The organism is Photorhabdus sp. S10-54, from assembly GCF_963878145.1.
In the GTDB taxonomy this organism is placed as follows: Bacteria; Pseudomonadota; Gammaproteobacteria; order Enterobacterales; family Enterobacteriaceae; genus Photorhabdus; species Photorhabdus kayaii.
The window spans coordinates 46,369-60,525 of record NZ_CAWNXG010000003.1 but is presented as its reverse complement, the minus strand read 5'-3'; the positions used below and the strand labels follow the sequence as shown (position 1 = coordinate 60,525).

The 14,157-nt window shown below is 38.2% G+C and carries 11 protein-coding genes; 3 read left to right on the top strand and 8 right to left on the bottom strand.

Annotated features, from left to right (window positions below; all coding sequences use genetic code 11):
* Nucleotide 1: 1 nt before the first annotated feature.
* Both kdpD and kdpE read left to right on the top strand, forming a co-directional pair.
* Nucleotides 2–2,695 (top strand): two-component system sensor histidine kinase KdpD, encoded by a 2,694-nt coding sequence (gene kdpD, locus AACQ83_RS02565; protein WP_112876210.1) that lies wholly within the window; start codon nucleotides 2–4, stop codon nucleotides 2,693–2,695.
* Nucleotides 2,692–3,384 carry a two-component system response regulator KdpE gene (gene kdpE, locus AACQ83_RS02560; protein WP_192880967.1) on the top strand — a complete coding sequence of 231 codons (693 nt, stop codon included), beginning with the start codon at nucleotides 2,692–2,694 and terminating at the stop codon, nucleotides 3,382–3,384. The genes kdpD and kdpE overlap by 4 nt, the downstream gene beginning before the upstream one ends.
* A 70-nt stretch (nucleotides 3,385–3,454) precedes the next feature.
* On the opposite strand, the gene AACQ83_RS02555 is transcribed toward kdpE, so the two are convergent.
* The 6 genes from AACQ83_RS02555 to AACQ83_RS02530 form a co-directional block, all read right to left on the bottom strand.
* Nucleotides 3,455–4,267 carry a Cof-type HAD-IIB family hydrolase gene (locus AACQ83_RS02555; protein ID WP_112876211.1) on the bottom strand — a complete coding sequence of 271 codons (813 nt, stop codon included), beginning with the start codon at nucleotides 4,265–4,267 and terminating at the stop codon, nucleotides 3,455–3,457.
* A gap of 29 nt (nucleotides 4,268–4,296) precedes the next feature.
* On the bottom strand, nucleotides 4,297–4,971 hold the full coding sequence (locus AACQ83_RS02550; RefSeq protein ID WP_112876212.1) for a formyltransferase family protein: 675 nt from the start codon (nucleotides 4,969–4,971) through the stop codon (nucleotides 4,297–4,299).
* Nucleotides 4,968–6,824, bottom strand: coding sequence for an aminotransferase class I/II-fold pyridoxal phosphate-dependent enzyme (locus AACQ83_RS02545; RefSeq protein ID WP_112876213.1), 1,857 nt, complete (start codon nucleotides 6,822–6,824; stop codon nucleotides 4,968–4,970). Before AACQ83_RS02545 ends, AACQ83_RS02550 begins: the two co-directional genes overlap by 4 nt.
* Before the next feature lie 111 nt (nucleotides 6,825–6,935).
* Nucleotides 6,936–8,132 carry a hypothetical protein gene (locus AACQ83_RS02540; protein WP_112876214.1) on the bottom strand — a complete coding sequence of 399 codons (1,197 nt, stop codon included), beginning with the start codon at nucleotides 8,130–8,132 and terminating at the stop codon, nucleotides 6,936–6,938.
* A complete protein-coding gene (locus AACQ83_RS02535) occupies nucleotides 8,125–8,520 on the bottom strand; it encodes a ParB N-terminal domain-containing protein (protein ID WP_112876215.1) in 396 nt (131 codons plus the stop codon). Before AACQ83_RS02535 ends, AACQ83_RS02540 begins: the two co-directional genes overlap by 8 nt.
* Complete coding sequence (locus AACQ83_RS02530; protein WP_112876216.1) at nucleotides 8,486–9,718, bottom strand: MFS transporter; 1,233 nt, start codon at nucleotides 9,716–9,718, stop codon at nucleotides 8,486–8,488. Before AACQ83_RS02530 ends, AACQ83_RS02535 begins: the two co-directional genes overlap by 35 nt.
* A 975-nt stretch (nucleotides 9,719–10,693) precedes the next feature.
* Between AACQ83_RS02530 and AACQ83_RS02525 the strand changes: the two genes are divergently transcribed.
* Nucleotides 10,694–11,122 carry an EamA family transporter gene (locus AACQ83_RS02525; protein WP_112876218.1) on the top strand — a complete coding sequence of 143 codons (429 nt, stop codon included), beginning with the start codon at nucleotides 10,694–10,696 and terminating at the stop codon, nucleotides 11,120–11,122.
* A 63-nt stretch (nucleotides 11,123–11,185) separates the two neighbouring features.
* Here AACQ83_RS02525 and pgm read toward each other — a convergent pair whose 3' ends face one another.
* Nucleotides 11,186–12,826, bottom strand: a complete 1,641-nt coding sequence (gene pgm, locus AACQ83_RS02520; RefSeq protein ID WP_112876219.1) for a phosphoglucomutase (alpha-D-glucose-1,6-bisphosphate-dependent) — start codon at nucleotides 12,824–12,826, stop codon at nucleotides 11,186–11,188.
* A gap of 61 nt (nucleotides 12,827–12,887) precedes the next feature.
* Entirely contained in the window at nucleotides 12,888–13,412 is a 525-nt protein-coding gene (gene seqA / locus AACQ83_RS02515; protein WP_112876220.1) for a replication initiation negative regulator SeqA, read from the bottom strand.
* Nucleotides 13,413–14,157: the final 745 nt, after the last annotated feature.

Genomic DNA, 14,157 nt, shown 5'->3' with positions numbered 1-14,157 from the left:
CATGGATCAACACGAACCACAGCGCCCTGACCCGGATGAATTACTGACACTGGTTAATGAGAAACAGCGCGGTAAATTAAAAATATTTTTCGGTGCCTGCGCTGGCGTGGGAAAAACCTATGCTATGTTGCAGGAAGCGCAAAGATTGCGTGCTCAAGGGCTGGATGTGGTTATCGGCGTGGTAGAAACCCATGAGCGGCAAGACACCGCCGCTTTACTTGATGGTCTGCCACAATTGCCCCTGAAACAGATCCAATATCGACGGCGCAGAATCAGCATCTTTGATCTTGATGCCGCCATTGCCCGCCACCCAGCCATCATCTTGATGGATGAGTTGGCATTCAGTAATCCTCACACCAACCGTCATCCCAAACGCTGGCAGGACGTTGAAGAATTACTTGAAGCTGGCATAGATGTACTGACTACCATCAACGTTCAGCATCTAGAAAGCCTCAATGATGTTGTGGGGGATATTACTGGTATCCGGGTCAGGGAAACCGTCCCTGATCATATCTTTGATCAGGCGAATGAAATTGTCTTAGTTGATCTGCCCCCAGATGATCTGCGCCAGCGGCTCCATGAAGGTAAGGTCTATATCCCTAGCCAGGCAGAACGCGCCATTGAACATTTTTTCCGCAAAGGTAATTTAATTGCATTACGAGAGCTCGCTTTGCGCCGGACGGCTGATCGCGTGGATGATCAAATGCGTGCTTTCCGCGACACACAAGGGCATGAACCGGTCTGGCATACCCGTGATAATCTTCTACTCTGCATTGGTAATAGCTCAGGCAATGAAAAGCTCATCCGCACTGCCGCTCGCCTCGCAGCCCGATTAGGCTGTATCTGGCATGCAATTTACGTTGAAACCCCAAAACTGTACCAACTACCCGAAGGTAAACGGCGCACTATCTTAAAAGCACTCAGATTAGCGCATGAATTGGGGGCTGAAACTGCGACACTTTCCGATTCAAACAAAGAAAAAGCGGTATTACGTTATGCCAGAGAACATAACCTCGGCAAAATTCTGATAGGCCGTCGCTGTACCTCCAAACAGAAGCTGTTTGGCTGGCAATGGCGCCCAGGTTTTGCTGACCGACTGGGAAAACTAGGACCTGACTTAGATCTAGTGATTGTCGCATTAGAAGAGCGCAGCCGATGGGATAAAGAACAGGACAACCGCTCTGTCAGTGAAAAATGGCGGGTACAGATTCAGGGCTGCCTGATCGCTATTGCGCTCTGTACACTTATTACCCTGTTCTCCCGAACATTCTTGCTGACCCTTGATAAAGCCAATCTTGTCACGCTTTATCTGCTTGGCGTCGTTATCATTGCGCTATTTTACGGACGCCAACCATCAATATTTGCCGCTTTTATTAATGTCATCAGTTTCGATATCTTCTTTGTACAGCCTCATTGGTCTCTTGCTGTTACCGATATGCAGTACCTGCTGACCTTTACTGTCATGCTAATAGTCGGTGTCGTTGTCGGAAACCTCACTGCGGGCATGAGATATCAGGCGCGAATTGCCCGTTACCGCGAACAACGAACCCGCAATCTCTATGAAATGACCCGTGAACTGAGCCGGGCGCTGAATGAAGAAGATATTGCCCGTACCAGCTACCATTTCCTTGCCAATGGTTTTCAGGCTAAAACCGGCCTCTTTTTACCCAACGAGGATGGTAATTTATGTCAACTCACGACCAATAATGGCGGTCATATGTTGATTGATGATGCCATTGCAAAATGGAGTTTTGATAAAAATCTGCCGGCTGGAGCGGGAACAGATACCTTACCTAGCGTACCTTACCAACTACAGCCTATCGCTACACCTTCTCAGACACTGGCTGTATTAGCTATTGAGCCATCCTATTTGCGCCAATTACTGATCCCTGAACAACAGCGATTGCTGCAAACATTTACCGGCCTGATCGCCAATGCACTGGAAAGATTGCAACTCTCACGCCGGGCAGAATCCGCTAAATTGGATACAGAACGAGAACAGTTACGTAACTCGCTTCTGGCGGCCCTGTCTCACGATTTACGCACACCGCTGACCGTCCTATTCGGACAAGCGGAAATCCTGATGTTGGATTTATCAGCCGAAGGCTCTCCACATACCAAACAGGTGAATCAGATTCGTCAACAAATTCTCAGCACTTCCCGTCTGGTTAATAATTTACTGGACATGGCGCGTATCCAATCGGGAGGCATTCAGCTCAATCTGGAATGGCAATCGCTGGAAGAGATCGTCGGCAGTACCTTACGTTCGCTGGAATATGCACTCAACCGTCATCCCGTCGCAGTTTCCCTGCCATCCGATTTACTATTGCATTGTGATGCCAGTTTACTGGAGCGGGTATTTATCAACCTGTTGGAAAATGCAATCAAATATACCGATGAGCAAATACCACTAGGTATTAAAGCAACAACAGAAAAAAATCAAATTCATATTGAAGTTTGGGATGCAGGTAAAGGCATTCCGCCGGAACAAGAACAATTAATTTTCGATAAATTCTCCCGCACTCGTAAAGAGTCTGCTATTCCAGGAGTGGGCCTTGGATTAGCAATTTGCCGAGCAATTATTGAAATCCACCAAGGAAAGATTTGGGCAACCAATAACGAAAAAGGTGGAGCAAGTTTTCACTTTGTTCTACCGTTAGAGAAACCACCTGAAATTATTACTGAGGAGATGTGATTATTACCAACAATAACACCATTTTGATTATTGAAGATGAAAAAGAGATCCGACGCTTTGTTCGACTAGCGTTGGAAGGTAAAGGCTATCGCGTATTTGACAGTGATACGCTGAAATGGGGCCTAATTGAAGCGGGAACCCGCAAGCCTGACTTAATTATTCTTGATTTGGGCTTGCCGGATGGTGACGGTATTAACTTGATCCGTGATCTGCGCCAATGGAGCGCAATTCCCGTTATTGTTCTCTCTGCCCGCGATAAAGAAGCGGATAAAGTTGCTGCACTAGATGCCGGCGCTGATGATTATCTGAGTAAACCTTTTGGTATCAGTGAACTATTGGCAAGAGTCCGGGTTGCCTTACGCCGTTTTGCCAGAACTAATAAAGAAGAATCGATCATTCATTTTTCTGATGTCGTTGTTGATCTGGTTAACCGCCGAATCACCAAAAACGATGAAGAACTGCATCTAACCCCGATTGAATTCCGGTTACTAGGTGAATTATTGGCGAATAGCGGCAAAGTACTCACCCAACGCCAATTACTCAACCAAGTTTGGGGCCCTAATTATGTTGAACACAACCATTATTTACGGATTTATATGGGGCATTTACGACAAAAATTAGAAACCGATCCAACCAGACCAAAACATTTATTGACTGAAACGGGTATTGGCTATCGGTTTATGCCTTAATGCCTGAGACACGTATTGAATCACTTCATGTCTCAGGCAATTAATATCTCTCAGCAAAGCTAATATCCGCTTATTTCACCTGACACACATGTTCAGATAAATAATAAGCGACAGACTCTTCACAGCAAGAACCAATAATATCAGCGTAAGGAAGCGCTTGTTTCACCCTATTATGCGCCGTTCCCATGATGACACCTTTAGCTACGGTTGAAAGCATTTCCACATCATTCATACCATCACCAAATGCAATCGTTTTATTAATTGGGATATCAAGAAAACCGGCGAGCTGAATTAAAGCTTGCCCCTTCGAAACACCACGGTCCATCACTTCCAGACACCAAGGAAATGAGAAAGCAACACTGACATGATCAGAAAATAGATCAATTAAATGACGTTCTAATTTAACCAACGCATCATGATCTCTCTTCTTGTGAATGAAAAAGATTTTCTCAACCGCATCACAAGACATTTCATCAGCCTGCCTAACCGCGGGATTAAAATTATCATTCTGATTAAAATCATTGAAACTATGGTGTAGCTCACTGGTTAACCATTGAGAACCATAATACATATTAATCACTAAATCCTGATCCGCCTGAGTTTCTTCAATCACTCTTTTTACTACGTGACTTGGCAAATGTCGGCTAATATCCAGGTTCTTACAAGCACTGGTTAATCTAGCGCCATTCGACGTAATCAAATGCACAGGGATATCAAAATCACCAATAATGGAATTTACATCAGCATGATGTCTACCCGTTGCAAATACGATTTGCTTTCCCATACTTGATAAATCAGTAAGCACCTTGCGGGTAAACTTACCAATTGTATCTCCTTGAAGTAGAAGCGTCCCATCGAGATCTGTGGCAATGAGATTATACATAGAGCGTTCCAGTGTTAAGGGCCGATCACTTAAGCTTTATTAAGTAATTCGAGCGATGCCTGCTTGGTAAATGTCATCCTTTCTTCCAGACTATGATTGTCCTTTTCATAATAAATTGTTGCCTCTGAATCAATCTGAGGTCTTGGAGTTATTTTTTCCAATATTGGCATCGTGTCAAGGAATAATTGTCTGGAATAGTTAATAGCCCTTGTATAAGTATCAATAACCTCTTCAAATTCAGGGTAAATAGAAAATGAGATCTGATTGACAATTGGCCCGGCATCAATACCCTCATTAATTTCATGGATCGTCACACCGTGGGACTGTTCTCCATTTTTCAAAGCCCAGTTTACCGGCCTTACGCCGCGATATTTAGGTAAATAGGACAGATGGATATTCAAGATTTTCTTACACGAATTAATGAATTTTAACGGTAATATCCGCTTATGAAATACAACAAAACATAAATCGCAAGTGAAATCACCACTTTCATAGCCAGGTAGATTTTCAACCTTATTATCTTCAATAACAGAAATATTATTTTGATAACAGAAGTCGATTAACGTCTGATCAGTGCTTACAGGTTCGAATTTATCTGCTACCACATGCGATATTTTATAGTCTTTATGATTTAAGAAATATTGACAAATGAAAATTGCCAATTCTCCTTTACCACAAATTACCACTGTTTTGGGATTATTCATTCGCAAACCTCTTTAACTTCCTTGATCGCTTTAATATCATTAATATTTATTTGCCATTGCATGATTGTACGTAATGCATTTATTAAAATTTCATTATCGCTTGGTGTTCTGCAAGAAATACGTAAATAGAGATCAGAGCCTGCATTCCCTTTACCAGAACACTCTTTCACATACAGCCCATGAATATCTAAAAGTAACCGCGATATCGTCTTCGCATCAGAAATATGTAATTTACAGTAAACAAAATTAGAGTCTGTCTCAAATGCGGTAATACCCTCTATTGAGTTTAATTCTTGCTGTAATTTTAACGTATCATTAATCACTTTTTCACAGCTTAATTTGTAACTCTCTCTATATTGAGGTAATCTCAATAAAAACTCTTCAGCAAAACCATTAATATTCCAAATGGGTAACACAGCTCTTATTTTACCAAGTAATTCCTGATTTGCAGTGGCAATATACCCAATACGAATACCACCAATCCCGAAGGTTTTGCTCATGCTTCTAATAACAGATAAATTCTTATAGTTATCTAAATGCATTAACATTGTCTCATCACGCATTTTAGAGAAATCTAAGAAAGATTCATCAATAATTAAGTCGATATTTAATGCCAACAATTCGCCAGCCAAATATAACAGACTATCAATAGGTGCCAATTTACCTGTCGGATTATTTGGTGACTCAATCACCACCACATTTGGCTTTTCTTCTTTCGCCAACATTAATAGTTCATCAATATCTATCTCAAACTGCTGATGCTCTTTGGTATAACTATATATCGTCCTTGCTTTTCCAAAGCAATTAGCATATTCATTAAATGATGGCACAGTAACTAATACTTTACCTGTATAAACATCAGGAAGCCGTTTAATTATCTCCGCAGCACCATTTGAAATACATAATTGCGTTCTTTCTATCCCGATAAATTCAGATAAAGCATGCTCGACTAAACGATTCCCGCCAGGATAATTTAACAATATTTCATCAAAATTATTCTTTATTTCATCTTTCAATTTTTTAGGTGGAAAGTTGAAATTGTAAATTAAGCCAAAGTCAATAATAGGATAACGCCAGTATCCACCATGCCTATTTTGAATAAAATCTAATTTATTATTACTTGAAATGAAGTCACAAATAGCAAGATCATAAGTATTATCTACCTCATACCATTGTGAATGATCAACAATACTTGCTTTAAATTCAGCTACATTATTCAGTAAAGACTGTTTAAATATATCCTCATAATATAACCCAGTCGATCCACCATTAATGTAACTTTCTAACTCTTTAGTAACATATTCAGCAAAATTAGCGGTGCAAATATTATAAATATTTACTGTTTTATATTGACCATCTTCAACCTGATAATGACTATCCTTAGTAGAATTTAATGCAATAATATTATCTTTATCTATTTTTGCATAAGTCCCTTCCATATTGCCACTAAGAGGAGAAACAAGGACATTGAGATCTCCTGCTTTTAACATCACTGTTTCCAAACATTTCTTTGTGAAGAAGATATCCCCTTCAAGGATCAGCGTATCTTGCTTAATCCAATTTCTGGCAAGGTATAAAGAATAGATATTATTGGTTGATTCCCACTTTTCACTATTAACAAATTCAATATCCAAATTATATGTCTTTTGTTTAATATGAGATATTAAAATATCACTTTTATAACCCACCACAATAATCACTTTCTTAATACCGACAGCTTCGATATTTTTCAGCGCATTATCGATAAATGATGTTTGATTTGTTTCTACCAAAGGTTTTGGTTTATTTGATGTTCTGGTAGATAACCGGCTGCCTCTTCCTGCACAAAGCAATATTACTGTTTTTTCATTCATAGTCTTGATAAATTATTTTAAATGGATGTTAAAAGGCTATTGTTATTCTTAAATAAGAATTAACCTAAAATATAGTTCATTAATGATATAAAATTGATATTGAATTAAATATCAATTAAATACGATGTCATATATAACATGTTGATACACCCAAACCCCATCAATTCTTCCGTGGAAACTTGCCTCACCACCATTTTCACCACCCGTCTTTACGCCAGACCCCAGACCAAATGTATGAAAATTATTGAGCGCGTCACCTGACGTTGATATAGGATTTAACTTTGCATTAGTTAACAAACCGTATTTATCACTTTTAAATTCAATAGGCGTATTATTCTCATTAACTATTTCAATAAGTTTAGAGTGATAGCCAGTACAATGAATAAGCAAATCATCACAGTTAATGAGTTTAATAACTTCATCATCAGAAATTTCTGAAATATTCAAAATAGCAATATTTTCATATTTTCTTTCCTTAATTTCTTGTGCAAAAGCAAAAGAATCATATCTCAAACCTGAATATCGGTTAACCCGTCCACTTAAAGGACAGATATCTTCCTGAGTGAAATCATAGCCATAAGATTCTGCACTTGCAGGTGAATCAAAGAACAATTTAAAATCTTTATTAACCAGAACGTTTATCTTACCGGTAAACTTTAATTGCTCTATCAACCGAATTAAACAAGAAACTGAACTGTGTGACGAACCCAATATTGATATACTTTTTATATCACCTTTATTTATAACCTCATCATAAAAACCTTTAATAAAATCACCAGAGGTAATATTATTACTATTATGCAATAATCTGGATCCGTTTGGATTTCCACCTATATTAAACAGTACTTTTCGCGCTGATACAATATAATCTTCATTATTTTTATGATAAGTTATATCATAGTTACCATCTTCATTCTGTTTAATCTTTTTTACTTCCGCATCAGTCAAAATATTAAACCGATCACCATATTTGTTTTCCTGAATAAAGCGTGCAATTTTCTCCAAATATTGGCCGACAAACCTCAATTCAACTGGCTTATCTTTATTGGCACTAAAATATTCCCACTCTGATGTTGATCTTATATATTGACTAAGCTCATCATCACAACCGTCAAATTTCTCTAAAAATACACTACCTAAAGAGTTCGCGGTAATTTTATATTTCTTTAATGAACCAGAACCCACCATCTCTGTTTTTTCTAAAATCAAACCATTTTTTATGGCTTCATCTTTTAATAAATCTGGGATTAATGAAATATTTGCAGGACCTGCACCACACATTACCACATCATAAAACGGCTTATTCATTGACAAATCCTAACATTTTTAACGAAATTTGAGTTTCAATAACATTCCCGGAAAACTCATGACGAGTCTGTTTATAACCAAGAGGTTGCCCATCCAAACCCGCTTTAATAACATCACTATGACTAATCTTTTTATCCTCATTGCGGGAATAAACCAACAGTTCCTTCTCATAATCAAATGCCAAACAAGGAATACAACTTAATTTTAGTGTTTTGGCTAATTCAAGTCTATGATGACCATCAATAACCACATTCGTTGCTGCATCAATCCAGATTGGTTGGGTCCAAAATCCTTCAAGTTTAACTTTATCTATTAACTGCTCAACACGAACAGAACAATGTAATTCAGTTGGTCTAAGATTTGAGACTTCTTCTAATATTAATTTCATGTTTATCCCTTAGTTTAAACATCCGACAGAAAATTACCAACATCAACACACTTAATATCGCTAATAATTGAAATAACACTCCACCATCAAATAATTGGATAATAGCACCACCAACTAATGGAGATATAGAAAAACCGATACTATAAAGTGACGCCGCACCAAAATATGCGCCACGTAAATCATTTGGCGCCAAACGATCAATAAAAACATTCACACATGGAAATAAAATAGTTTGACTGATACTCATGGTAAAAGCAGCTACATACCACAATAAATAAACATCATAATACTTGAATGAAATAAAGAACATTAATTCAGATAAAATGAGTAACACAGACCCTATATTTATTTTAGTTTCTAACTCCATTTTTTGCGTTAACATGGAAAACGGTAACTGCATAACCACAATGGTTATCGCATGTAACATAATAAGCGAAGCAATAAACTCAGCATACCCATTAAACCCTAATGAAGTAATTAACTGTGGCAAAGTTGAATCAAAATGGCCAAAAATAAACATCATGAGAATATTATTGATGACCAACATTAAAAACACACGGTCATTTAATAAAACCTTCATCGTTCCTTTAAAGTCATCATTATTTGTTAAGTTTATTTTTATTTTCTTACCAAATAAATAAACAGGGATCATAAAAATTACATAGGATATCGAAACAATCAGAAAAGAGATAGAATTAATATCCAGGCTTAATTTTACACCTAAATAAGGCCCGACTACCGCACCCGCATTAAGAAATAAATACCTTAAGTACATGGCATTCTCTCTTACCTGCTTTTCCTCGATAATATCGCCGATAACGGCTTTTATTGGATTATTCACAAGCGCCCAGGAAATATTCGCCAATAAAGTACCAATAATAAAACCAGACTGATGTTCAGATAACCATAATATTAAATATGCCAATGCAGATATAAGACATCCAATGATAATTATCTTAGCCCGGCCGACTTTATCAGAGAAGTAACCAGCATAAAAACTTAATATTGATGAAATCGCAATGGATAAAGAGAGAACTAATCCAATCATCGATGCAGTAAAATGGAACTTTGAATATAGTATGATGGATATAAAAGGCCATACCATCATTGATGTTGATCTTGTTACAAAAGTCCCAAGAAATAGACCCCATATACATGCCGGTATAGATGTATAACTATTGAGAGAAAAATTTTTCATTTTAATATTCTTAGATTATTAAATTAATATTTTTTTAATACCAGGATATCTATTTTATAGTGTTCATGAAGGTACATAAAATCAACCTGCCTCTCAAAAATTTAATAATAGAAGCAAGTGTTAGGATTATCTGCACGTTAAAAATAAATTCTATTTTATATATAAGTAACTTTTAATATAGTAACAAACAAAATGTGAATTGCAAATAAAAATATGACATTTTTGTTACATGTTTAAATATAGATCGATTCCTGGCGATTTTGATGCCGGACATAATGACACAAATTCCTAACACTTTAACAGTGGAAAACACAGGTAAAAATGGCTCTTAATCTCAGATAAAAACCTTTCAATTCAATCTTTATCTATTCAAATAGTAATCAATCAACTGAAAAACTCAGCTTAATCTAATCCCAAAATAAACTGTAATATTATATTCAAAGTGAAATAAATAAATAAAACTGTATTTTAGAGCCTATCCCAATAGGCGTAATTGTTGCAGGCCGTTTGAACACGGACAGCGCGGAAAAACCGGAGCGTACACGTAGTACGTGAGGATTTTGAGCACTGCCCAGGTTCAAAATGGCAAATAAAATAGCCCTATTGGGATTGGCGGTTAGTTTAATAGCTAAATTCTGGTCAAGATAATTATTATTTATAGATTTATATGAAGCCATCCGAGATTAAAACTGGAAATTATCTCATAGGCCCAAAATATTCACTAACTAAAATGGGGATTAGTAATGAGTTTATTCTTTAATTTCCTTAATGAAATAAATGATACATTCAAACAAAGAGAACTGTCTTATCATCTCAACTCATTTGATACTATACCCTATGGATTTCAAGATGCATCGCGACGGCAAGAGAGCGAATCCCCGGGAGCATAGCGAACTATGTGACCGGGGTGAGCGAGTGCAGCCAACAAAGAGGCAACTTGGAAGATAACGGGTATAACAACAGGATTTATTCGCGATGAGTACCTGGCTTATCTATGCCTTATTATCAGCGTTTACTGCCGCTTTAGTCGCTATCTTCGGGAAAATCGGTTTGCAAAATCTTGATGCCAATACAGCAACAGCAATACGCGCAGTCATTATGGCGTTGTTTCTTGTCAGTGTCGTTGTAGTACAAGGAAAATTAAATCTGGTTAGTGAAGTGCTGGCAAACCACAAGGCGTTGCTTTTTATCGCTTTAAGCGGTGTGGCGGGGGCATTTTCATGGTTGTTTTACTTTCTGGCAATTAAAAACGGTAACGTTTCTCAGGTTACCCCGATTGATAAACTCAGTGTCGTGTTTGCTGTTATCTTGGCCGTTATCTTATTTGGTGAAAAAATATCACTGATGACCGCAGGTGGTGTTGCACTGATTACTGCCGGTGCGTTAATGGTTGCTCTCGGCTGAAAAATAAAAAATCCGCAAAAGTTGTTATCACTGTTGCGGATTCTTTTTAATCGGCCAAAAAGATCAACCGGCGGCAAAAACCTGGTTAACGATATCCAGTGCTTCCTGCTCAATTTTCTGCCGGTGCTCAGGGCCAAGGAGGCTTTCACAATAAATTTTGTAGGCTTCTTCTGTCCCCGATGGGCGAGCAGCAAACCAGCCGTTTTCTGTTATCACTTTTAGACCACCTATTGACGCTCCGTTACCAGAAGCTTTTGTCAACCGGGCAGTGATTGGATCACCGGCAAGCTTATCCGCTTGCACCATTTCTGGTGATAACTTGGCTAATAATGCTTTCTGCTGATAAGTTGCCGATGCCTGGATGCGGCTATAGCTTGGCGTACCGAAGCGAGCTGCCAACTTGTTGTAATGCTGCTGCGGATTTTCCCCTGTTACCGCAGTCATCTCTGCCGCCAGCAAACACAAGATAATCCCATCTTTATCTGTAGACCACGGCGTACCATCAAAACGCAGGAAAGAAGCCCCCGCACTCTCCTCTCCACCAAAGCCCAACTCACCTTTATGTAACCCATCAACAAACCACTTAAAACCCACCGGTACTTCTACCAATTTACGGCCAAGATCGGCAACGACCCGATCAATCATGGCACTGGATACCAATGTTTTACCTATCGCAACACTTTCTGACCATTGCGGACGATGGCGGAATAGGTAATTTATCGCGGTTGCCAGATAGTGGTTCGGATTCATCAAACCAGCGGGAGTGACAATACCGTGGCGGTCATAATCCGGATCGTTTGCAAAAGCCAAATCAAACTTATCACGCATGGCTAACAAACCCGCCATTGCCCAAGGGGATGAGCAATCCATACGAATGACGCCATCATGATCCAAGTGCATAAAACGGAATGTCTGATCAACTTGATCATTAACCAATGTCAGATCCAAATTGTAACGCTCACCGATACGCTGCCAGAACGCAATGCCAGAGCCTCCCAAAGGATCAATACCGATTTTCAGCCCGGCCCGCTGGATAGCGGCCATATCAACCACATCACCCAACGCACTAACATATGGTTCAACTAAATCCTGCTGATACAAATATTCGCTGTTCAATACCTGAACAAATGGCAAACGTTTAACGCCTTTTAGACCTTCTGTAAGCAACTCATTAGCACGACGTTCTATAATTGCTGTCAAATCCGTATCTGCGGGACCACCATCAGGTGGATTATATTTAATCCCCCCGTCTTCTGGTGGATTATGGGAAGGGGTAATAACAATCCCATCAGCCAACGCTTTCCCCAAGCGGTTATAACAGAGGATGGCATGAGAAATCGCAGGTGTTGGCGTAAATCCATTATTTTCCTGCACAATCACATTCACGCTGTTAGCTGTCAAGACTTCCAGTACGGAAATAAATGCCGCTTCTGATAAAGCATGGGTATCTTTACCCACATAACAAGGGCCATTGATTCCCCGTTGCTTGCGAACTTCCGCAACAGCTTGAGTAATTGCCAGAATATGCGCCTCATTAAAACTGTGACGCTGAGAACTGCCACGATGACCGGATGTACCAAATTTAACTTTATGCTCTGAGTTTTCCGGCTGAGGATGCAATGTGTAATACTGTGATGTAAGCTGCGCTACATTTATCAGATCACTTTGGCGGGCAATCTGCCCCGCGCGCGGATGATTTACCACTTTAAATCTCCCCTGGACAAGAGCTGCACTGTACTTTGTCTGTCAGCACAGCCTTGATCAGTTAAATTGTGCCACACACCTTGTCGATAAAATTGGCTGAGAATTTCATATCCTGCATAATTTGCTCAACCATACTACGCTTACGGTCAGTGTTAGTGTTAGTAATGACCCAAAAAGGCGTGCCCGGAATGTGACGAGGTTTGGTTTGTTTGCCACTGGCGAGCAATGTCTGTTCATCACCAGCAAAATAAACACGGGTACGACCGTGCATAGCATCAGTCGTCTGGGAAAAAATTTCACTATTCAGGCTGTATAATGTAGATAGGATCAACATAAAACGCTCAACAGATTTTTTCTTGTCAGAATAGTCATCTGAAAGTAATAATTCGCGTATCACACGGACAGAATCACGCTGGCGGGCTACTGGCGCTTTCTCCACAGCACTGAGAGGCTGTACATTTTGTACTGGCTGCTCGGCGTTAAATTTTAGCATTCGCCGTAAAATATCAGATGCACTTTCACCAATATGTTGTGTGTGGCTGGCAATATAGCGGTAAAGGTCTTCATCAACTTCTATCGTTTTCATTTCTATCCAGTACTGTTCTAAATAAAAAATTTTGACAGATTATAAAGTATAAAAAGAGAAAACAAAACAATTAAAATTTCAATAAGTTAAAAGTATTTAAACATGAAAAACAGCATAATAAAATATCCGTTTTTCATCTAAAATAAATCAATCAGTTACATAAATATTGTGAATATAAATCTCATTGTCAAATGTCATATCGATCTTTTAATACCACTTATTTAGGCGTTGATAATCACATAATAATTTATTCTGATATTATACCCAAATAATGATAAAACTTGGTTTCAACATTGCCGATAATCAATTCAATCAAGGGAGATTCAGCAGCGAATGGGAGGATTGATTATAGATAGTAAAACAGTTTAAATTCATGGGGATGTATGTTTGTTACCAGTAAATCTTGACAGAAAATGCGCTTTAATAAATTACACACCTTTTATTTACATATAATGTTCATGATTTACCAGAAAAAATTGCAACCATATAAATTATATGGAAAAATTAGCAACTTCATTATTATTGAATTTTATAAAATTAATATCTTGAACTGAAATTTCATATCCTATTTTCAATGTTAATTATATAAACAACAATTTTATCCATTAATTGTATAAATCATAATATATATTCTTTAAATTTATTCTTAAAAACTCATAAGATTATTATGAAATCCAGATCTCATATAAATAAAATAGATTTTCATTGCTTTCAATATTAATACACAGTTACAATAAAAAATTCT

Coding starts and splice junctions, on each gene's coding strand:
- kdpD (WP_112876210.1), top strand. CDS start 2: ATGGATCAACACGAACCACAGCGCCCTGACCCGGATGAATTACTGACA.
- AACQ83_RS02555 (WP_112876211.1), bottom strand. CDS start 4,267: ATGTATAATCTCATTGCCACAGATCTCGATGGGACGCTTCTACTTCAA.
- AACQ83_RS02550 (WP_112876212.1), bottom strand. CDS start 4,971: ATGAATAATCCCAAAACAGTGGTAATTTGTGGTAAAGGAGAATTGGCA.
- AACQ83_RS02545 (WP_112876213.1), bottom strand. CDS start 6,824: ATGAATGAAAAAACAGTAATATTGCTTTGTGCAGGAAGAGGCAGCCGG.
- AACQ83_RS02540 (WP_112876214.1), bottom strand. CDS start 8,132: ATGAATAAGCCGTTTTATGATGTGGTAATGTGTGGTGCAGGTCCTGCA.
- AACQ83_RS02535 (WP_112876215.1), bottom strand. CDS start 8,520: ATGAAATTAATATTAGAAGAAGTCTCAAATCTTAGACCAACTGAATTA.
- AACQ83_RS02530 (WP_112876216.1), bottom strand. CDS start 9,718: ATGAAAAATTTTTCTCTCAATAGTTATACATCTATACCGGCATGTATA.
- AACQ83_RS02525 (WP_112876218.1), top strand. CDS start 10,694: ATGAGTACCTGGCTTATCTATGCCTTATTATCAGCGTTTACTGCCGCT.
- seqA (WP_112876220.1), bottom strand. CDS start 13,412: ATGAAAACGATAGAAGTTGATGAAGACCTTTACCGCTATATTGCCAGC.